The organism is Bradyrhizobium sp. USDA 327 (assembly GCF_041262065.1).
GTDB lineage: Bacteria > Pseudomonadota > Alphaproteobacteria > Rhizobiales > Xanthobacteraceae > Bradyrhizobium > Bradyrhizobium liaoningense.
Map to the genome: position 1 here is coordinate 898944 of NZ_JBGCCW010000001.1, position 19768 is coordinate 918711.

General features: G+C 64.6%; 19 protein-coding genes and 1 pseudogene. 16 read left to right on the forward strand and 4 right to left on the reverse strand.

Features of this window, described 5'->3' with window-relative positions; genetic code table 11:
• Positions 1–2 precede the first annotated feature (2 nt).
• The 7 genes from ABIA42_RS03935 (at position 3) to ABIA42_RS03965 (ending at position 8144) form a co-directional block, all read left to right on the forward strand.
• Positions 3–602, forward strand: a complete 600-nt coding sequence (locus tag ABIA42_RS03935) for a TetR/AcrR family transcriptional regulator (RefSeq protein WP_271526711.1) — start codon at positions 3–5, stop codon at positions 600–602.
• A 134-nt stretch (positions 603–736) separates the two neighbouring features.
• The gene (locus ABIA42_RS03940) at positions 737–1360 is read left to right on the forward strand and encodes a flavin reductase family protein (protein WP_271526710.1); all 624 of its coding nucleotides are present in this window, start codon (positions 737–739) and stop codon (positions 1358–1360) included.
• Between the two features lie 302 nt (positions 1361–1662).
• A complete protein-coding gene (locus ABIA42_RS03945; RefSeq protein WP_370115380.1) occupies positions 1663–3930 on the forward strand; it encodes an acyl-CoA dehydrogenase in 2268 nt (755 codons plus the stop codon).
• Positions 3930–5213, forward strand: a complete 1284-nt coding sequence (locus ABIA42_RS03950; protein WP_370115378.1) for an acetyl-CoA C-acetyltransferase — start codon at positions 3930–3932, stop codon at positions 5211–5213. The genes ABIA42_RS03945 and ABIA42_RS03950 overlap by 1 nt, the downstream gene beginning before the upstream one ends.
• Positions 5214–5215: 2 nt before the next feature.
• Positions 5216–7312 carry a 3-hydroxyacyl-CoA dehydrogenase NAD-binding domain-containing protein gene (locus ABIA42_RS03955; RefSeq protein ID WP_370115376.1) on the forward strand — a complete coding sequence of 699 codons (2097 nt, stop codon included), beginning with the start codon at positions 5216–5218 and terminating at the stop codon, positions 7310–7312.
• A 7-nt stretch (positions 7313–7319) separates the two neighbouring features.
• The gene (locus ABIA42_RS03960; protein WP_370115374.1) at positions 7320–7730 is read left to right on the forward strand and encodes an acyl-CoA thioesterase; all 411 of its coding nucleotides are present in this window, start codon (positions 7320–7322) and stop codon (positions 7728–7730) included.
• 222 nt (positions 7731–7952) lie between these two features.
• Complete coding sequence (locus ABIA42_RS03965; RefSeq protein ID WP_028134810.1) at positions 7953–8144, forward strand: hypothetical protein; 192 nt, start codon at positions 7953–7955, stop codon at positions 8142–8144.
• A gap of 109 nt (positions 8145–8253) precedes the next feature.
• Here the strand turns inward: ABIA42_RS03965 and ABIA42_RS03970 are convergent, their stop codons facing one another.
• Entirely contained in the window at positions 8254–8706 is a 453-nt protein-coding gene (locus ABIA42_RS03970; RefSeq protein ID WP_271526705.1) for a nuclear transport factor 2 family protein, read from the reverse strand.
• A 154-nt stretch (positions 8707–8860) separates the two neighbouring features.
• Between ABIA42_RS03970 and ABIA42_RS03975 the strand changes: the two genes are divergently transcribed.
• Entirely contained in the window at positions 8861–9547 is a 687-nt protein-coding gene (locus ABIA42_RS03975) for an HAD family hydrolase (protein ID WP_370115371.1), read from the forward strand.
• 91 nt (positions 9548–9638) lie between these two features.
• A complete protein-coding gene (locus ABIA42_RS03980) occupies positions 9639–10484 on the forward strand; it encodes a DeoR/GlpR family DNA-binding transcription regulator (protein ID WP_028179658.1) in 846 nt (281 codons plus the stop codon).
• A gap of 3 nt (positions 10485–10487) precedes the next feature.
• Here the strand turns inward: ABIA42_RS03980 and ABIA42_RS03985 are convergent, their stop codons facing one another.
• Both ABIA42_RS03985 and ABIA42_RS03990 read right to left on the reverse strand, forming a co-directional pair.
• Positions 10488–10904, reverse strand: a complete 417-nt coding sequence (locus tag ABIA42_RS03985) for a type II toxin-antitoxin system VapC family toxin (RefSeq protein WP_271526703.1) — start codon at positions 10902–10904, stop codon at positions 10488–10490.
• On the reverse strand, positions 10904–11155 hold the full coding sequence (locus ABIA42_RS03990) for a type II toxin-antitoxin system prevent-host-death family antitoxin (RefSeq protein WP_271526702.1): 252 nt from the start codon (positions 11153–11155) through the stop codon (positions 10904–10906). The genes ABIA42_RS03985 and ABIA42_RS03990 overlap by 1 nt, the downstream gene beginning before the upstream one ends.
• A gap of 276 nt (positions 11156–11431) precedes the next feature.
• Between ABIA42_RS03990 and glpD the strand changes: the two genes are divergently transcribed.
• From glpD to ABIA42_RS04025, 7 genes are all read left to right on the forward strand, one after another.
• A complete protein-coding gene (gene glpD / locus ABIA42_RS03995) occupies positions 11432–12982 on the forward strand; it encodes a glycerol-3-phosphate dehydrogenase (protein WP_370115368.1) in 1551 nt (516 codons plus the stop codon).
• Positions 12979–14058 carry an ABC transporter ATP-binding protein gene (locus ABIA42_RS04000; RefSeq protein WP_271526700.1) on the forward strand — a complete coding sequence of 360 codons (1080 nt, stop codon included), beginning with the start codon at positions 12979–12981 and terminating at the stop codon, positions 14056–14058. The genes glpD and ABIA42_RS04000 overlap by 4 nt, the downstream gene beginning before the upstream one ends.
• 12 nt (positions 14059–14070) lie before the next feature.
• Positions 14071–15156 (forward strand): ABC transporter ATP-binding protein, encoded by a 1086-nt coding sequence (locus ABIA42_RS04005; protein ID WP_370115365.1) that lies wholly within the window; start codon positions 14071–14073, stop codon positions 15154–15156.
• Positions 15156–16130: a carbohydrate ABC transporter permease gene (locus ABIA42_RS04010; RefSeq protein ID WP_028179652.1), complete on the forward strand. Its 975-nt coding sequence runs from the start codon at positions 15156–15158 to the stop codon at positions 16128–16130. The genes ABIA42_RS04005 and ABIA42_RS04010 overlap by 1 nt, the downstream gene beginning before the upstream one ends.
• Positions 16130–16936: a carbohydrate ABC transporter permease gene (locus tag ABIA42_RS04015; protein ID WP_028179651.1), complete on the forward strand. Its 807-nt coding sequence runs from the start codon at positions 16130–16132 to the stop codon at positions 16934–16936. The genes ABIA42_RS04010 and ABIA42_RS04015 overlap by 1 nt, the downstream gene beginning before the upstream one ends.
• A 64-nt stretch (positions 16937–17000) precedes the next feature.
• Entirely contained in the window at positions 17001–17330 is a 330-nt protein-coding gene (locus tag ABIA42_RS04020) for a DUF2160 domain-containing protein (protein ID WP_028179650.1), read from the forward strand.
• Between the two features lie 130 nt (positions 17331–17460).
• Positions 17461–19203 carry an ABC transporter substrate-binding protein gene (locus ABIA42_RS04025; RefSeq protein ID WP_271526959.1) on the forward strand — a complete coding sequence of 581 codons (1743 nt, stop codon included), beginning with the start codon at positions 17461–17463 and terminating at the stop codon, positions 19201–19203.
• Positions 19204–19552: 349 nt separating this feature from the next.
• Here ABIA42_RS04025 and ABIA42_RS04030 read toward each other — a convergent pair.
• Positions 19553–19720 (reverse strand): annotated as a pseudogene (locus ABIA42_RS04030) (alkene reductase); the annotation flags it as partial.
• Positions 19721–19768 lie beyond the last annotated feature (48 nt).

The following is a 19768-nucleotide window of genomic DNA, read 5'->3' on the forward strand; positions in this document are numbered from 1 at the left end:
AAATGACACTGGTTGCGGAACATATCGAAGGCGACACCCGGGATCGTATTCTCGAGGTGGCTGAGCGGCTGTTCCGCCAGATCGGCTACCAGAAGACCACGGTTGGGGATATCGCCAAGGAGCTCCGGATGAGCCCCGCCAACGTCTATCGCTTCTTTGAATCAAAGAAGGCGATCCATCAGGCGGTGGCCCGCTCGCTGATGGGCGAGGTCGAGCTCGAGGCCCAGCGGATCGTCGCAAAGCCCGGTCCGGTCAGGGAGCGCTTCCGCGAGCTGCTCACCACCATCCACCGCATGAATACCGAGCGCTATGTCGGCGACAACAAGTTGCACGAGATGGTCGAGATCGCGATGCAGGAGGACTGGCAGGTCTGCGTCAACCATATGGAGTGCATCGCCGGATATGTCGGCCAGATGATCGCGCAAGGCGTCGCCGCCGGCGAGTTCGAGGCGCCGGACCTGCAGCTGGCCGCGCTGTGTGCCTGCACTGCGATGATGCGCTTCTTCCACCCCCAGATGATCGCCCAGTGTGCCACCAAGCCTGGCCCGGCCATCGACCAGATGATCGATTTCGTCATCGCCGGTCTGTCGCCGCGCCACTGACGGGCGGGAAGTTTCTCCTATAACGTCCTTGCCGTCATTCCGGGGCGGTCCGTAGGACCGAACCCGGAATCTCGAGATTCCGGGTTCGATGCTTCGCATCGCCCCGGAATGACGGGCATTGGAGAAGCACCCGCGTGACCGACAAAGACCTGTACTTCTATGAGCCCTCCAAGGGCCACGGCCTCAAGCACGATCCCTTCAACGCCATCATCGCGCCGCGGCCGATCGGCTGGATCTCCTCCCGCGATACCAAGGGCCACGTCAACCTCGCGCCCTACAGCTTCTTCAACGCGTTCTGTTACGTGCCGCCGATCATCGGCTTCTCCTCCACCAACTGGAAGGACACCGTCGAGAACATGCAGCAGACCGGCGAGTTCGTCTGGAATCTGGCCACGATGGATCTGGCTAAGCACATGAACGCGACCGCGGCGCATGTCGCGCCGGAGGTCGACGAGTTCAAGCTTGCGGGGCTCACCGCCGTGCCCGGCAAGCTCGTCAACGTGCCGAGGGTGGGTGAGAGCCCCGTCGCCTTCGAGTGCAAGGTGTCCGACATCGTCCGCCTCAAGGGCGCCGACGGCAAGGAGGCCGACGCCTGGCTGACGTTAGGGGAGGTCGTCGCCGTCCACATCGACAAGACCTTGATCAAGGACGGCGTCTACCAGACCGCCGCCGCCCGCCCGATCGTCCGCGCCGGCCGCCGCGGCGACTATTTCGAGATCAAGCCGGAAAACATGTTCGAGATGATCCGGCCGGATTAGGCCGGCGCCCACCGCTCTCTCCACGCCGTCATTCCGCGGCGACGCGTAGCGTCGAGCCCGGAATCCATACTCCCGATCGTGGTTATGGATTCCGGGCTCACGCTTCGCGTGCCCCGGAATGACGTGGAGAGGCATTCAGCCCCAACCCCGATCCCGGAACTGCCCCCACGCCCCGGCCGTTATGGCCCCGGGGCGGCCGCCCGGCCGCGTCAATTCGCGTCTTTTTGCTCGCGAAGTGTTCTCTTCCGCCCGCCACTTTCCGCTAAAATGCCTGATCACCGCGCCGATGCATGAGGTCTGCCATGAGCTTCCGCCGCGACACCATCACAAAGCCGATCTTTTCCTGGGCGCGCGGCGTGCTGCCGGCGATGTCCGACACCGAGCGCGAGGCCCTGGAGGCGGGTGACGTCTGGTGGGATGCCGATCTCTTCACCGGCAACCCTGATTGGTCGAAGCTGCTGAAGGTGCCGCAGGCGAGGCTGACCGAAGAGGAACGGGCCTTTCTGGACGGTCCCGTCGGCGAACTCTGCACCATGCTCGACGAGTGGAGGATCTTCTGGGAATGGCGCGACCTGCCGCAGGATGTCTGGCATTTCGTCAAGCGCGAGAAGTTCTTCGGCATGATCATCCCGAAGGAGTTCGGCGGCCTCGGCTTCTCGCCTTACGCCCATTCGGAAGTGGTGCGCAAGATCTCGACCTGCTCGATCGCGGCGGCGGTCACCGTGATGGTACCGAACTCGCTCGGCCCGGGCGAGCTCCTGATGCGCTTCGGCACCAGGGAGCAGCAGGAACGCTGGCTGCCACGCCTCGCCGACGGCCGCGACATTCCCTGCTTCGGGCTCACCAGCCCGGAGGCCGGGTCCGATGCGGCCTCGATGGTCGACACCGGCATCATCTACAAGGGCGAGTTCGAGGGCCGCGAGGTCGTCGGCCTCAGGCTCAATTGGCACAAGCGCTACATCACGCTCGGTCCGGTCGCGACGCTGCTGGGCCTTGCGTTCAAGGCTTACGACCCGGATCGTCTGGTCGGCGATCGAGAAGAGCTCGGCATCACCGTGGCGCTGATCCCGACCAACCTGCCCGGTGTCGAGATCGGCCAGCGCCATTTGCCATCGATGCAGGTGTTCCAGAACGGCCCGAATTGGGGACGCGACGTCTTCATTCCGCTCGACTACGTCATCGGCGGCAAGGAGCGGCTGGGCCAGGGCTGGAAGATGCTGATGACGGCCCTTGCCGCCGGACGCGGCATCTCGCTGCCGTCCCTCTCTGCCGCGGGCGCCGCCTATGCGGCGCGCACCACCGGAGCCTATGCCCGCATCCGCGAGCAGTTCGGCATCTCCATCTCCAAGTTCGAAGGCGTTGAGGAGCCGCTCGCGCGCATCAATGCCACCGCCTACCAGTTAGATGCGGCGCGACGGCTGACCTGCGCGGCGCTGAATGCCGGCATTCATCCCGCCGTCATTTCCGGCATCATGAAGCTGCATGCGACCGAGCGGATGCGCACCGCGATCGATGACGCCATGGACATTCATGGCGGCAAGGCCGTGATCGACGGTCCGCAAAACTATCTCGGCAATCTGCACCGCGCCGTGCCGGTCGGCATCACGGTTGAGGGCGCCAACATCCTGACCCGCAACCTCATCGTGTTCGGGCAAGGTGCCATCCGCGCGCACCCCTATCTGCTCGACGAGATGAATGCGCTCGCCGATTCCGACCGCGAGCGCGGCCTCAGCGCCTTCGACAAGGCGTTCTGGAAGCATGTCGGCCATAGTTTCCGGACATTGTTCCGCGCCTTCGGCCGCAGCTGGACCTTTGGCGCATTCGCACCGGCGCCCGATGCGGGCGATGCCACGCCATTCTATCGCCAGCTCTCGCGCTACTCCGCGGCCTTTGCGCTCTGCGCCGACATGGCGCTGCTGACGCTCGGCGGCGCGCTCAAGCGCAAGGAGATGCTGTCGGCCCGCTTCGGCGACATCCTGTCCGAGCTCTATCTGCTCTCGGCCGCGCTGAAGCGTTGGCAGGACGAGGGCCGGCAGAAGGAGGATTTTGCCGCGCTGGAATGGTGCATGGCGACGGGCTTCCGGACCATCGAGAACCGGCTCGCCGAGATCCTCGCCAATCTGCCCAACCGCTTCGTCGCGGGCTTCCTCAGGCTCGTGGTCCAGCCGTTCGGCGCGCGCGTGCTCGGCCCCTCCGACCGCGTCGTGCACCAATGCGCGAGTCTGGCCCTGGAGCCGTCGGCGGCACGCGAGCGCCTCACGCCGGATCTGGCCCGGGTCGACGACGACGGCGGTTTTGCCCGGCTGGAGCGCGCGTTCGAGCTGGTCGCCAGCACGGACGCCATCGCCAGGCGCCTGCGCGCCGCGCATATTCGCGACTGGAAGGAAGCGGTCGCCAAGGGCGTGATCACGCAGGCTGAGGGCGAGCAGCTCGCCGCGGCCCGCGAAGCCGTCACAAAAGTGATAGAGGTCGACGATTTTGCGCCGGAGGCGCTGTCGCCGATTTACAAGAAAACCGTCAATGTGCATCAGTTCTTCCAGGAACTCGGTGAGCAGAGGGCGGCGAGCTGATGGCACGACCGGTATTCATCGTCGACGGCAGCCGGACGCCGTTTCTGAAGGCGCGTTCGGGGCCCGGTCCGTTCACGCCGGTCGATCTCGCCGTGCAGTGCGGCCGGCCGCTGCTGGCGCGCCAGCCGTTCGCGCCTGACAGCTTCGATCAGGTCATCCTCGGTTGCGTCAACGTGATCGCGGACGAGATGAACCCGGCACGTGTCGCCGCGCTCCGGCTCGGCATGGGCGAGGACATGGTCGCCTTCACCGTGCAGATCAATTGCGGCTCCGGCATGCAGTCGATCGACACCGCCTACCGCTACATCCGTGAAGGCCATGCCGACATGATCCTTGCCGGCGGCACCGAGGCGCTGAGCCACGCGCCGCTGGTCTGGCCGAATTCCGGCGTGCGCTGGTTTGCCGGCCTTGCCACCGCCAAGGGCGTTGCCGCGAAGCTCGCTGCGGCGTTCAAGCTGCGGCCGCGCTATCTCAAGCCAATCATCGGCCTCGAGCGCGGGTTGACCGATCCCATCACCGAGCTGAACATGGGCCAGACCGCGGAAGTGGTCGGCCATCTCTTCGGCATCACGCGCGCACAGTCCGATGCTTACGCCGCCGAAAGCCATCGCCGCCTTGCGCATGCGCAAGGCGCGGGATTCCTGAAGGGTGAGGTCGAGACCGCGTTCTCCCGCGACGGCAAGTTCTTCGACCACGACGACGGCGTGAGGCCGGATTCCACGGTCGAGTCACTCGCAAAGCTACGGCCGGTGTTCGAGCGCCCCTGGGGACAGGTCACCGCAGGCAATTCCTCGCAGATCACCGACGGTGCCTCCTGGGTGATCCTGGCGTCCGACGCCGCGGTCGCAAAACACAGGCTGACGCCGAAGGCCGTCATCGTCGACAGCCATTGGGCCGCGCTCGATCCCAGCATCATGGGGCTCGGGCCCGTGATGTCGGCGACGCCGCTGCTCACGCGCAACAATCTCACGATCAGGGACGTCGAGACCTGGGAGCTGAACGAGGCCTTTGCGACGCAGGTGCTCGGTTGCCTCGCCGCCTGGAGCGACGACAAATTCTGCCGCGAGATCCTTGGGCTGGACGGCCCCGCCGGCGAGATCGATCGCGACAGGCTCAACGTCGACGGCGGCGCGATCTCGCTCGGCCATCCCGTCGGCACCTCCGGCAACCGCATCGTGCTGCATCTCGTCAACGCGATGAGGCGGCTCGGCACCCGACGTGGCGTTGCCACCGAATGCATCGGCGGCGGGCTCGGCGGCGCCATGCTGATCGAGGCGGTGTGACCATGGATTCGAAGATCATGACCGCGCTGGGCGACCGCCTCCTGACGCTTGGGCCCCCGCCCGCGGCGGACAGTCCATACAGGCATTTCAAGCTGACGCGTGACGCCGATGGTGTCGCCTGGCTGCTGTTCGACCGCGCCGAGACAAGCGCCAACACCCTGTCCTCCGATGTGATGGAGGAGTTCGACGCCGTGCTCGCCGCGATTGAGACCGAGCGTCCGGCCGGCCTCGTGATCCGCTCGGCCAAACCCTCCGGCTTCGTTGCCGGCGCCGACGTCAACGAATTTCGCGGCGCGTCTGATCCCGACATGGTGGAGACACGCATCCGCGCCGCGCACGCCGTTGTCGACCACCTGGAAGCCTTGAGGCTGCCGACGGTCGCGGTCATCCACGGCTTCTGCCTCGGCGGCGGGCTCGAGGTGGCGCTGGCCTGCCAGGCGCGCATCGCCATCGAGGGGGCGCGTTTCGGCTTCCCGGAGGTGATGCTCGGCCTGCATCCCGGTCTCGGCGGCACCGCGCGGTTCACCGCGCTGGTCAATCCGACCCAGTCGATGGCGCTGATGCTGACCGGCCGCACCATCGATGCGCGCCGCGCCAGGGCGCTCGGCCTCGTCGACACCGTGACGCAGGAGCGCCACGTCCACGGCGCGGTGAAGGATGCGCTGTTCGGCCGGCTGAAGCGGGCCAGGCCCGGTCTGCTCACGCGGGCGGCCAATCTCGGGCCGGTGCGTGGCCTGCTGGCCAGGCGCATGCGCGCAGAGGCGGCGAAGGCTGCATCCCGCGAGCATTATCCCGCGCCTTACGCGCTGATCGATCTCTGGGAGACCCATGGCGGCAGCAAGGCCGCGATGCTCAGGGCGGAGCAGGCGTCGTTCGCCAAATTGATGGTGACGCCGACCGCGCAGAATTTGATCCGCGTCTTCTTCCTGCGTGAGCAGATGAAGAAGGCGGCAGGCGCCGGCAGCACGGTGAAGCATGTCCACGTCATCGGCGCCGGCGCCATGGGCGGCGACATCGCGGCCTGGTGTGCAGGGCAGGGCCTTCGCGTCTCGCTCGCCGACATGAAGGCGGAGCCGATCGCAGGCGCGGTGAAGCGCGCAGCCGAGCTCTACGGCAAGATCATCCGCAAACCGACGGAGGTGCGTGACGCGCTCGATCGCCTCATCCCCGACATGGACGGGGAGGGCGTCCGCAACGCCGATCTCATCATCGAAGCGGTGCCCGAAAAGCTCGAGCTGAAGCAGAAGGTCTATGCCGGCCTCGAGCCGCGGATGAAGCCGGGTGCGATCCTTGCGACCAACACGTCGAGCATTCCGCTTCAGGACTTGCGCACCACTCTGGCGCGTCCGGAGCGGCTGGTCGGCTTGCATTTCTTCAATCCGGTGTCGCGGTTGCAGCTGGTCGAGGTCGTCAGTCATGACGGCAACGATCCGCAGGTGCTGAAGGACGCGCTCGCCTTTGTCGGCGCGATCGACCGTCTGCCGCTCGCCGTGAAGAGCTCGCCCGGCTTCCTCGTCAACCGCGCGCTGACGCCGTACATGCTGGAAGCGATGGTGATGCTGGACGAGAATATCGACCAGCGCCTGATCGACGCCGCGGCCGAGCAGTTCGGGATGCCGATGGGGCCGATCGAGCTCGCCGATCAGGTCGGGCTCGACATCTGCCTCGACGTCGGCGACATGCTGCGGACCAAATTCGGCGATCTCTTGCCGCCGACGCCGGCCTGGCTGCGCGAGAAGGTCGCAAGAGGCGAACTCGGGCGCAAGACCGGCAAGGGCTTCTACACCTGGAAGGACGGCAAGGCGGAGAAGGCGCCGCTTCCCGAAACCGGGCCGCGCGTCACCGACCAGATGATCGACCGCCTCGTGCTGCCGATGTCCAACGTCTGCATCGCGGCGCTTCGCGAAAGCATCGTTGACGACGCCGATGCGGTCGATGGCGCCATGATCTTCGGCACCGGCTACGCGCCGTTTCGCGGCGGCCCGCTCAACTATGCGCGCACGCGTGGCGTGGATGACGTGGTCTCGACACTGCGCGCGCTGGCCGAGCGATTCGGCGCGCGCTTTGCGCCTGATCCCGGCTGGGACAGTTTCAAGTGAGAGCGATATGACCGAACAAGCTACGACCGGGCCGAGCGGCGATCTCTGCATCCGCACGCTGGCGATGCCGGCCGACACAAACGCAAACGGCGACATCGTCGGCGGCTGGCTCCTGAGCCAGATGGACGTCGGCGGCGGCGTGTTCGCCTCGAAGGCTGCGAGGTCGCGCACCGTGACGGTCGCGATCGAGGCGATGAATTTTCGCAAGGCGGTCTATGTCGGCGATCTCGTCTCGGTCTACGCCAATCTCGTGCGCGTCGGGCGCACATCGCTGACGGTGCATCTCGAGGCCTGGGCATTGCGGCGCAAGGAGCTTCATCCGTTCCTCGTCACCGACGGCAATTTCACCTACGTCTCGATCGACGACCACGGCCGTCCGCAGGCGATCCAGCGAAACGATCCGCCGATCGCGACGTAATCGCGCGCGACGCTCTGCCTCATCCTGCGAGACGTGGCAAGCGCCGCAGAACGCGGCGCGGGTGAGTCATCCTCGTCGCGGCTTCGCCAAGAACCAGTCATAAAACGGATGAGGTCCCCGCGTACTCAATGCGTGTCGATTCGGGGTGGAAACGGCCTCAAATGCCTGGGAACCTTTGGGCACGAGTGCCGTTATTTGCCCGCACTGAGGGATCCACGGACCATGCCGGACAGCTACATTATCGAAGTCGATTCGCAGACCGCAGGTATCGTCGTTCGCTCTCAAGGAGGCTACTGCTTCTTCGCCTCGTCCCACCGCTTCAACCGTCTCGAAGGCCAGCTCTTCCGCAACGCCCGCGAAGCCGAACGCGCCGCGCGCAAGCTGGTTAACGGCGATGTGAAGGAAGCGGCGTAGTCGTCAACGCGAGTTGCGCGGTCGGAATTTTTTTGCCGACCGCACCGTGCCGTTCCCTTCTCCCTCGCGGAGCCATCCTCTCCCACAAGAAGGAAAGGAAGGGACGTCATCACAACTTCGTCGCAGCCCGCGACAGCAGCTTCCACTCGTCGCCCTGCTTCTGCCAGTTCATCAGGATGTGAAGATTGGTCGATACTTTTTTCCCGTCGGCTGCCATCTCCTGCTCGCCCAGCCAGTGGAAACGCACGATCGCTGCGGGGCCGACCACCTTGATGGTGGGGTCCTTGTATTCGATCGACAGGAATTTCGATTTGCCGTCGGTGGCGTTGGCGATGAAGGTTGCCTTGTCCTCGACCTTGCCGCTGGAATGGCTGTAGCTGAGATCGTCCCAGCACAGCGCAGCGAGCGCTTTCGGATCAGCCGCGATCTGGGCAAGGCGGAAGGCCTCGACCTTCTTCGCCACGGCTTCCTCGTCCGCCGAAGCGGCGAGCGCCGGCGTGGCGAACGCAAGCGCAGAGACGGCGAGAGTGGAGAGAGCCAGATCGCGTCGGTTGATCGTCATCGTTTCCTCCTTTTTGATCTTGCACCGAATGTTGCAGCCGCGCGTGACTTTGTCGAGTGTCGCATTGTCGTCATGTGAATGCGTGATTGCGCGATCGCGGCCGTATTGATACGTCTCGCGCATCGATGGGTCGCGCATTTGGGAAAGTACGGAAATGATCGAGGCCAGTTACGACGCGATGGGCAGGGCGTTGTTGTTCGACATCGACGGCACGCTCGCCGACACCGATCCGCTGCACTTGAAGGCGTTCAATCAGGTGCTCGGTCCGCACGGCCACGTCTTCGACCACGCGCGCTTCTCGAGGGAGCTGCAAGGTTTCGCCAATGTGGCGATCGGCGAGCGCTTTCTGCCCGACGAGGCGCCGGAGCGGCGCGCCCTGATCCTCGATGAGAAGGAGGAGGTCTTCCGCACGCTGGTGGCCGGGCAGATCGCACCGCTGCCGGGCCTGATGGCGCTGCTCGACCGGGCCGACCGCGCCGGCATCCCCATGGTCGCCGTGACCAATGCGCCGCGCCTCAACGCCGAGCTGCTGCTCTCCGGTCTCGGCATCACGCATCGCTTCAAGGCACTCGTGATCGGAGCCGAGCTGCCGCACGGCAAGCCGCATCCGCTGCCCTATCAGGAAGGGCTGCGTTTCGTCGGCGCGAGGCCGGAAACCTCGATCGCATTCGAGGATTCCCGTACCGGCGTGCAATCCGCCACGGCGGCCGGAATTCCGACCGTCGGCATCCGGACCAGCCTCAGCCATGCCGACCTGGTTGCATCAGGCGCGGTCACGTCTGCCAGCGCCTTCGACGATCCGGCGCTGCTCGCGCGTCTTGCGAACGCCATGGCGTGGTGAGGACCTTCATCCTTCAACCGTGATCGGCGTCCGCATTGACCGAGGGCGCAAACCGCCGCACCATGCACCATTCTGATTTGAGGCCTTTGCCGTGACCGGATTGACCCATCGCCAAGCTGAAATCCTCAACATCGCGCGCGCTTCCGGCCGCGTCATGGTCGAGGAGCTCGCGCGTCGCTTCGAAGTCTCGGCGCAGACCATCCGCAAGGATCTCAACGACCTCTGCGAGCGGAGATCGCTGACCCGCATCCATGGCGGCGCCATCATCGCCTCCGGCGTCGAGAACCTCGCCTATGAGGCGCGCCGCTTCGTCGCCGCCGACGAGAAGAAGGCGATTGGCGCGGCGGCCGCTTCGCTGATCCCGAACGGCTGCTCGCTGTTCATCAACATCGGCACCACGACGGAGGAGGTCGCGAGTGCGCTGACCTCGCACGAGGACCTCCTCGTTATCACCAACAATCTCAACGTTGCCATGCTGCTCTACCGCCATCCCCGCATCGAGGTGGTGGTCGCGGGCGGCACGGTGCGGCGCGCCGACGGCGCAGTGGTCGGCTCGACCGCGACGCAGCTGATCGGCCAGTTCAAGGTCGACTATGCCATCATCGGCGCGTCCGCGATCGACGAGGAGGGGGCGCTGCTCGACTTCGACTATCGCGAGGTGCAGGTGGCGCAGGCCATCATCGCCAACGCCCGCAGCGTCATGCTGGTCGCCGATTCCACCAAGCTTCGCCGCAGCGCGCCGGTGCGTATCGCCCACATCACCCAGATCCAGACCTTCGTCACCGACCAGGAGCTCCCCGAACGCCTCGCCACCATCTGCCACAGCAAGGGCATCGAGGTGGTCGAGGCGATGCCGAAGGGCGCGGATATCGACGATTCCCCGGCCGATGCCCAGGATGCCGCGCCGGAAGCCGCGCCAGTGGTGCGGCTGAGATAGGAGCTAAGCGTCGTCCCACGGGTTGAGCAGCGGAACGCCCGTCGGTTTGAAATCCTCTACACTGCACGTAACAACCGTCAAACCATGAACCAGCGCGGTTGCAGCAATGAGCGCGTCGCGTTCAGCGCGCGGGTTGGGAACGTGAAGTTGCGCGCAACGCTGCGCGACAGCCGTATCGATAGGCAGGATCCGACCCTCGAAGCGAGCCAGAATCTGGCTGTTGATCCAGCTGCGCAAGATGGCACCTTGCGCTGCGTCCCTGCGTTCGATCAGGCGTGCGCCAAGTTCGATCTCGAGAATCGAAATGACTGAGATGAAGAAATTTGCTGCTGGATTTGCGCCTGCCCAGGCAATGACGCGCTGATCGGCCTTGTCCGGTCGCCTCAATTCGGAAATGACATTGGTGTCCAGCAGGAACATCAGTCGAGATCAGCAGCCCTGAAGATCCCCTCGTCAACGCGAAGCGGATCGAAATCAAAATCCGCGTTCGTTTGCGCCAGAGCTTCCGCAAGGCTCATGCGTCCGCCGGTCAGGCGCAAGTAATCCTCGATGGTTAGCAGGACATGGGCTGGACGGCCGCGGTCCGTAATGAAAACGGGTCCTTGCGATGCCGCTTTCTTGGCGCCGCTGGTGTCTTGATTGAATTCTCGGCTGGTCCGGGTGGTCACCATCGTCTGAGCCTCTAAGCCGTGGCCATGCTCTGTTTGGGGAATTTATGTAGAAATGTTGCTACATGCAAGCCGGCCGGTTGGCCATGCCGGGCTGCCGTTCAATCGCGCGCCTTGCCGCAACTTTATCCGTCTACCTGCCGATTTGGCGGCCTCATTGCCCACTAGAAAAGTTTCGCTTTCACTTCCTTCCGCCTCTCTTTCATCTTGCTTTCGTTTTTCGGTGTGATCTAATGAAAAGCGAAAGTAGCCGCTCGACGAACGGGCGGTCGCCGGGGGATGCGTCTGTTGGAGCGTATTTTCGATCTCGCCATCATTGGAGGCGGTGTTAACGGCTGCGGCATCGCGCGCGACGCGGTCGGCCGCGGCAACACGGTTTTCCTGTGCGAAATGAACGATCTGGCGAGCGGGACGTCGTCCTGGTCGACCAAGCTGGTGCATGGCGGCCTGCGCTATCTCGAATATTACGAGTTTCGCCTGGTCCGTGAGGCGCTGATCGAGCGCGAGATCCTCTGGGGCATCGCGCCCCACATCATCCGTCCCCTGCGTTTCGTCCTGCCGCACCATGCCGGCCTGCGTCCCGCCTGGCTGCTGCGCTTGGGCCTCTTCCTCTATGACCACATCGGCGGCCGGCATCTGCTGCCCGCCACGCGCTCGGTCGATCTGAGGCGCGACGAGGTCGGCAAGCCGCTGATCCCGAATCGCTATGCCCGCGCATTCGAATATTCCGACTGTTTCGTCGACGACGCCCGCCTCGTCGTGCTCAACGCGCGCGATGCCGCCGACAAGGGCGCCGAGATCCGGACCCGCACCCGCGCCACCGAGATTCGCCAGTCCGGCGGCCTCTGGACAGTCAGCATGGTCAATACGCTGACCGGCGAGCATTCGCAGGTCCGGGCGCGTGCGCTGGTCAATGCCGGCGGTCCCTGGGTCGAGGACGTGCTCGGCCGCGGCGCCGGCGTCAATGCGAAGGCGAAAGTCCGCCTGGTGCAGGGCTCACACATCGTCGTGAAGAAACTCTACGATCACGACCGTGCCTACATGTTCCAGAATGCCGACGGCCGCATCATTTTCGTCATCCCGTACCAGGACGATTTCACGCTGATCGGCACCACCGATCGCGATTACGACGGCGATCCCGCCAAGGTGAAGGCGACGGCCGAGGAGATCCAGTATCTCTGCACCGCGGCGAGCGAATATCTCGCCAAGCCGGTCACGCCGGATGACGTGGTCTGGACCTATTCCGGCGTGCGGCCGCTCTATGACGACGGCGCGAGCGAAGCCAAGGCCGCAACGCGCGACTACGTGTTCGAGCTCGACACGCCCGGCGGCGTGCCGCTGCTGTCCATCTATGGCGGCAAGATCACGACCTATCGGAGGCTCGCCGAAGAGGCCCTGGAACGCCTTGCGCCCTATCTTCGCAGCGCGAAAGCGCGCGAGGGCTGGACCGGCAAATGGCCGCTGCCCGGCGGCGACATGGATGTGTCGGATATCGACGGGCTGATCGCCGAGCTCCAGCGCGGCTATCACTTCCTCAGTCATGAGCATGCAAGGCGGCTCGCGCGCGCCTATGGCACGCGGGCGATGAAGCTGCTCGGCGATGCGAAATCATTGGCCGATCTCGGCCAGGCCTTCGGCGCGACACTGACCGAGCGCGAGGTTCGCTATCTCATGGCCAATGAATGGGCCGTCACGGCGGAGGACGTGGTCTGGCGCCGTTCCAAGCTCGGCCTGCGACTATCTGCCGACGAGATTGCGGCGCTCGACGACTGGATCAGGACCCACGCCGTGCCGCAAAGTCCCCTGCTGGAAGCGGGAGGACGCTCATGACCGTGACACTCGATCACGTGACCCGGACCGTCGACGGCGTCGCGCACATCCGCGACGTCTCCCTGACGTTCGAGAGCGGTACGCTCAACGTCCTGCTCGGGCCGACGCTGTCGGGCAAGACCTCGATCATGCGGCTGCTCGCCGGTCTCGACAAGCCGACCACGGGCAAGTTGCTGGTCAACGGCAAGGACGTTACCGGCGTCGACGTGCGCCAGCGCTCGGTCGCGATGGTCTATCAGCAGTTCATCAACTACCCCTCGTTCACGGTCTACGAGAACATCGCCTCGCCCCTGCGCGTGCAGGGCAAGCCTCGCGACGAGATCGAGGCGCGCGTGGCGGAGGCGGCAAAGCTGCTGCGGCTCGAGCCGTTCCTGAAGCGGACGCCGCTTCAGCTCTCCGGCGGCCAGCAGCAGCGCACTGCGATCGCACGGGCGCTGGTCAAGGGCGCCGATCTCGTGCTGCTCGACGAGCCGCTCGCCAATCTCGACTACAAGCTGCGCGAGGAGCTGCGCGCCGAATTGCCGCGCATCTTCGAGGCCTCGGGTGCGATCTTCGTCTATGCCACCACAGAGCCGACCGAGGCGCTGCTGCTCGGCGGCAACACGGTGTGCATGTGGGAGGGCCAGGCGCTGCAGATGGGCGAGACCGCCAACGTCTACCGCCGGCCGCAGACCTTGCGCGTCGCTCAGGTGTTCTCCGATCCGCCGCTCAACCTCGTCGGCATCGAGAAGAAGAACGGGCAGGTCGCATATGCCGGCGGCACGGCCTCGCCGGCCACGGGGCTGTATTCGTCGCTCGCGGACGGTGTCTATCGCGTCGGCTTCCGCGCCCACCAGCTTGCGCTTGCCAATGGCGAGGCGGATCGCCACGCCTTCCACGCCACGGTTACGGTGACCGAGATCACCGGTTCGGAGAGCTTTGTGCACTTGACCCGCGACGGATCGAACTGGGTGGCGGTGCTACACGGTGTGCACGAGTTCGAGCCCGGCCAAACGCTCGATGCTGTGCTCGATCCCAATGATGTTTTCGTGTTCGATGCTGCCGACCGTTTGGTCGCGGCTCCCGGTCAAATCTGAGGGAGGTGCGCCATGGCTCGCATTGACCTCGTCGATCTCGCCCATTCCTACGGCGGCAACGCCGCCGCCCCGGAGAGCTTTGCGCTCAAGCCTGTCACCATGACGTGGCGGCAGGGCGGCGCCTATGCGCTGCTCGGCCCGAGCGGTTGCGGCAAGACCACGCTTCTCAACGTCATCTCCGGCATCATCACGCCGTCACGCGGGAAAATCCTGTTCGACGGCAAGGACATCACACCGCTGTCAACCCAGAAACGGAATATCGCCCAGGTGTTCCAGTTTCCGGTGATCTACGACACCATGACGGTGGGCCAGAACCTGGCGTTCCCGCTGAAAAATCGCGGCGTGCCGAAGGCCGAGATCGACAAGCGCGTCGCCGAGATCGGCCGTCTGCTCGACCTCGAACCTTATCTGAACCGCAAGGCCACCCGCCTCACCGCCGATGCCAAGCAGAAGATCTCGCTCGGCCGCGGCCTCGTCCGCTCGGACGTCGCCGCCGTGCTGTTCGACGAGCCGCTGACGGTGATCGATCCCGAACTGAAATGGCAGCTCCGCTCCAAGCTGAAGGCGCTTCATCGTGAGCTCGATCTCACGATGATCTACGTCACCCACGACCAGACCGAAGCGCTGACCTTCGCCGACACCGTCGTCGTCATGCACGACGGCCGCGTCGTGCAGAGCGGCACGCCGGCCGAACTGTTCGACAAGCCGGCGCACACCTTCGTCGGCTATTTCATCGGCTCGCCCGGCATGAACATCCTGCCGGCGGAGGTGCGGGGGCGCGAGGCCAGGATCGGCGGCCACGTCATCGCGCTCGATCGCAGCTACGACAGTCTGCCTTCTGGCGCCAAGATCGAGATCGGCGTCCGTCCCGAATTCGTGGAGGTCGTTGCGCCCGCGCGCGGCCTGCTCGCTGCCAGGATCGAGCGCATCGACGACCTCGGCCGCATCCGCTTCGCGCGCGTGCGCGTCGGCGACGCGAAGCTGGCGGCGCGCGCACCGGCCGGCTTCACCAGCGCGGACGGCAGCGCCGGGCTGAAATTCGATCCGTCGCACGTGCACGTCTATGCCGACAGCCTTCTGGTGGAGGGAGCCGCCTGATGGACAAGACCGTCAACCAAAAAGCCTGGTTCCTGGTACTGCCGGTGTTCCTGGTCGTCGCCTTCTCGGCGGTGCTGCCGCTGATGACGGTGGTGAACTATTCGATGCAGGACACGTTCGGCAACAACCAGTTCTTCTGGAACGGTGTCGGCTGGTTCAAGGAGCTGCTCGATCCCTCGACCGATCTCGGCGGCCGCTTCCTCGCTTCCCTCGGCCGCAACCTGTTCTTCTCGCTGGTGATCCTCGCCATCGAGGTGCCGCTCGGCATCGTCGTCGCGCTGTCGATGCCGCGCGAGGGCTGGACGGTTGCAGCCTGCCTCGTGATTCTCGCGCTGCCGCTGCTGATTCCGTGGAACGTGGTCGGCACGATCTGGCAGATCTTCGGCCGCCCGGACATCGGCCTGCTCGGCTATACCCTCAACGCGATGGGCTTGGACTACAATTACGTCTCCAACGACGTCGACGCCTGGATCACCGTCATCGTGATGGACGTCTGGCACTGGACCAGCCTCGTCGCGCTGCTCTGCTACGCCGGCCTGAAGTCGATTCCCGAGGCCTACTACCAGGCCGCGCAGATCGACGGCGCCTCGCGCTGGGCCGTGTTCAAGGCGATCCAGCTGCCGAAGATGAATCGCGTGCTGCTGATCGCCGTGCTGCTCCGCTTCATGGACAGCTTCATGATCTACACCGAGCCGTTCGTCGTCACCGGCGGCGGGCCCGGCAATTCCACGACCTTCGTGTCCATCGAGCTGGTCAAGATCGCGCTCGGCCAGTTCGATCTCGGCAAGGCCGCCGCGCTGTCGCTGGTCTACAACCTCATCATCCTGATCGTCTGCTGGATCTTCTACACCGTCATGACCAATGCCGGCGTCGAACGCAAAGTCCAGGCTTCGAGCGAGCCGGCGGTGGAGCCCAAGCCTTCGGCCGCGCTCAAGCCAGTGCCCGCACTCAAGCCGAAGGAAGGAGTGGCCTGATGCATTCGATTCCCGGCCGCCGCCTCATCATGGGGCTGTTCCTGGTCTTCCTGCTGCTGCCGATCTACTGGCTCGTCAACATGAGCTTCAAGACCAACAGCGAGATCGTCTCGACGATGACGCTGTGGCCGCACACCCCTACGCTCCAGCACTACAAGCGCATCTTCACCGACGAGAGCTGGTACTCCGGCTATATCAACTCGCTCCAATACGTCATCCTCAACACCGTCATCTCGATCTCGGTGGCGCTGCCCGCGGCTTACGCGTTCTCGCGCTACCGCTTCCTCGGCGACAAGCACCTGTTCTTCTGGCTGCTGTCGAACCGCATGGCGCCGGCCGCGGTCTATGCGCTGCCGTTCTTCAACCTCTATTCAGCGATCGGCCTGTTCGATACGCCGTGGGCGGTCGCGCTGGCGCACTGCATCTTCAACGTGCCGCTGGCGGTGTGGATCCTCGAAGGCTTCGTCTCCGGCGTGCCGCGCGAGATCGACGAGACCGCCTTCCTCGACGGCTATTCCTTCCCGCGCTTCTTCATCAAGATCCTGGTGCCGCTGATCGCGAGCGGCATCGGCGTCGCCGCCTTCTTCTGCTTCATGTTCTCCTGGGTCGAGCTCCTGCTCGCGCGCACGCTGACCTCGGTGTCGGCCAAGCCGATCGCCGCGATCATGACGCGCACGGTGTCGGCCGCCGGCATGGATTGGGGCCTGCTCGCTGCCGCCGGCGTGCTCACCATCATTCCGGGCGCGCTGGTGATCTGGTTCGTCCGCAACTATATCGCGCGCGGTTTCGCGCTCGGCCGGGTGTAACGCGCATGATCCCGAAAAGTGGAAGCCGGTTTTCGGAACAGATCATGCGCAAGGAGTAAGAGCAATGGAGTCTATCGCATGGATGGCCTGGACGCTGCCGACCGCGATCTTCTTCGTCGCGCTCGCCTGCACGCTGGCCGTGATGACCTGGCTCGCCGCGGTCTATCCGGAGGCCGAGCGCGTCGGCGTGCTGCGCATCCCGACCACGCGCGGCGATCGCCTGTTCATCTCGCTGATCGCCGCCGCCGTCATCCACCTCGCGTGGATCGGTCTCGTCGGCACCGACCCCATCGCCACGCTGCCGATCGGAGAGGAGGGTTTCGAGATTTCGAGCCTGTGGCTCGCAAGCGGAATTTCGCTGGTCACGGCCGTGCTCATCTTCCGCACGGTCTGAAACTGGCGAAGGGACGGCCAGATCCGGGACCAACCCGGGCCTGTATAAGAGTTTGTCGCTGCAACGGAGGAACAACATGCGACAGTTTAGGAGAAGGAAAGGTCCATTGACCAAGAATAGTTTTCTGACCATGTCCAGCGCCGCCGCGATCATTGCGGTGTCGTTCGCCATGTCGGCGCCGGTGCGCGCCGCCGACGAGGCCGTGATCCAGAAATGGATCGCGGAATTCCAGCCTTCGACTCTGTCGAAGGAGGACCAGAAGAAGGAGCTGGAGTGGTTCGCCAAGGCCGCCGAGCCTTTCAAGGGCATGGAGATCAACGTCGTCTCCGAGACCATCACCACCCACGAGTACGAGGCGCAGACGCTGGCGAAAGCGTTCTCCGAACTCACCGGCATCAAGCTCAAGCACGACCTCATCCAGGAAGGTGACGTCGTGGAGAAGCTGCAGACCCAGATGCAGTCCGGCAAGAACGTCTATGACGGCTGGATCAACGACTCCGACCTGATCGGCACCCATTTCCGCTACGGCCAGACCATCGCGCTGTCGGACTACATGACCGGCGAGGGCAAGGACGTCACAGACCCCATGCTCGACGTCAACGACTTCATCGGCAAGTCGTTCGGCACCGGGCCGGACGGCAAGCTCTATCAGCTGCCCGACCAGCAGTTCGCCAACCTCTACTGGTTCCGCTACGACTGGTTCACCAATCCCGAGTTCAAGGCCAAGTTCAAGGCCAAGTATGGCTACGAGCTCGGCGTGCCCGTGAACTGGTCCGCCTATGAGGATATCGCCGAGTTCTTCACCAACGACATCAAGGAGATCAACGGCGTCAAGGTCTACGGCCATATGGACTATGGCAAGAAAGACCCCTCGCTCGGCTGGCGCTTCACCGACGCCTGGCTGTCGATGGCCGGCAACGGCGACAAGGGCATTCCGAACGGTCTGCCGGTCGACGAATGGGGCATCCGCATGGAGGGCTGCCGTCCGGTCGGCTCTTCCGTCGAGCGTGGTGGCGACACCAACGGACCGGCGGCGGTCTACTCGATCACCAAATATCTCGAGTGGATGAAGAAGTACGCGCCTCCGCAGGCCCAGGGCATGACTTTCTCCGAGTCCGGCCCCGTGCCGGCGCAGGGCAACATCGCCCAGCAGATGTTCTGGTACACCGCCTTCACCGCCGACATGGTGAAGCCGGGCATCGCCGTGATGAACGCGGACGGTACGCCGAAATGGCGTATGGCTCCGTCGCCGCACGGCTCGTACTGGAAGGAAGGCATGAAGCTCGGCTACCAGGACGCCGGTTCGCTGACGCTGCTGAAGTCGACCCCGCCGGACCGCCGCAAGGCGGCCTGGCTCTATCTCCAGTTCATCGTCTCCAAGTCGGTGAGCTTGAAGAAGAGCCATGTCGGTCTCACCTTCATCCGTGAATCCGACATCTGGGACAAGTCGTTCACCGAGCGTGCGCCGAAGCTCGGCGGCCTGATCGAGTTCTACCGCTCGCCCGCGCGCGTGCAATGGACCCCGACCGGCAACAACGTGCCCGACTATCCGAAGCTCGCACAGCTGTGGTGGCAGAACATCGGCGATGCGTCGTCCGGTGCGAAGACCCCGCAGCAGGCGATGGATGCCCTCGCGGCCGCTCAGGACTCCGTGATGGAGCGCCTGGAGAAGTCCGGCGTGCAGGGTGCCTGCGGTCCGAAGCTCCACAAGAAGGAGAAGCCGGAGTACTGGTTCGCGAAGGCCGAGAAGGACGGCACCGTCGCGCCCCAGCGCAAGCTCGCCAACGAGAAGCCGAAGGGTGAGACGGTCGACTACGACACGCTGATCAAGTCGTGGCCGGCGAGCCCGCCCAAGCGCGCGGAAGCGAAGTAAGCGGCGCTCAAAGCATGATCCGGAAAAGTGCGCAGCGGTTTTCCGAAAAGATCATGCTTAAACAACAACCTAAAGCGCGATGACGATTCATCCTAATCGCATCGCGCTTTAGACAGCCACAAACACGAAAGGCCGGGAGCGATCCCGGCCTTTTTCATTTGTGCTTGTGGTGACGAGCTTGTGGGACACGCGTCCCACACACTCAGTGTCATCGCCCGCCTAGTGCGCAATTGCGCACAGGGGCGGGCAATCCAGTATTCCAGAGGCGGTCGTGATTGAATCGAGGGGCCGCGGCGTACTGGATGCCCCGCTTTCGCGGAGCATGACAGCGTCGCAGGTGGATGGTCCCTCACTCAGCCGGCTCGGCGGCCAGCGTCGGATAATCCGTATAGCCCTTCGCCCCGCCGCCGTAGAACGTGTTCTTGTCCCAGTCGTTCAGTGCCGCGCCCCGCTTCAGCCGCTCGACCAGGTCGGGGTTGGAGATGAACGGCTTGCCGAAGGCGATGAGAGAGCTGGCCCCGGTTATCTGAACAGCAATTCCGCGTCGATAAGTGGAGTTTCTGCC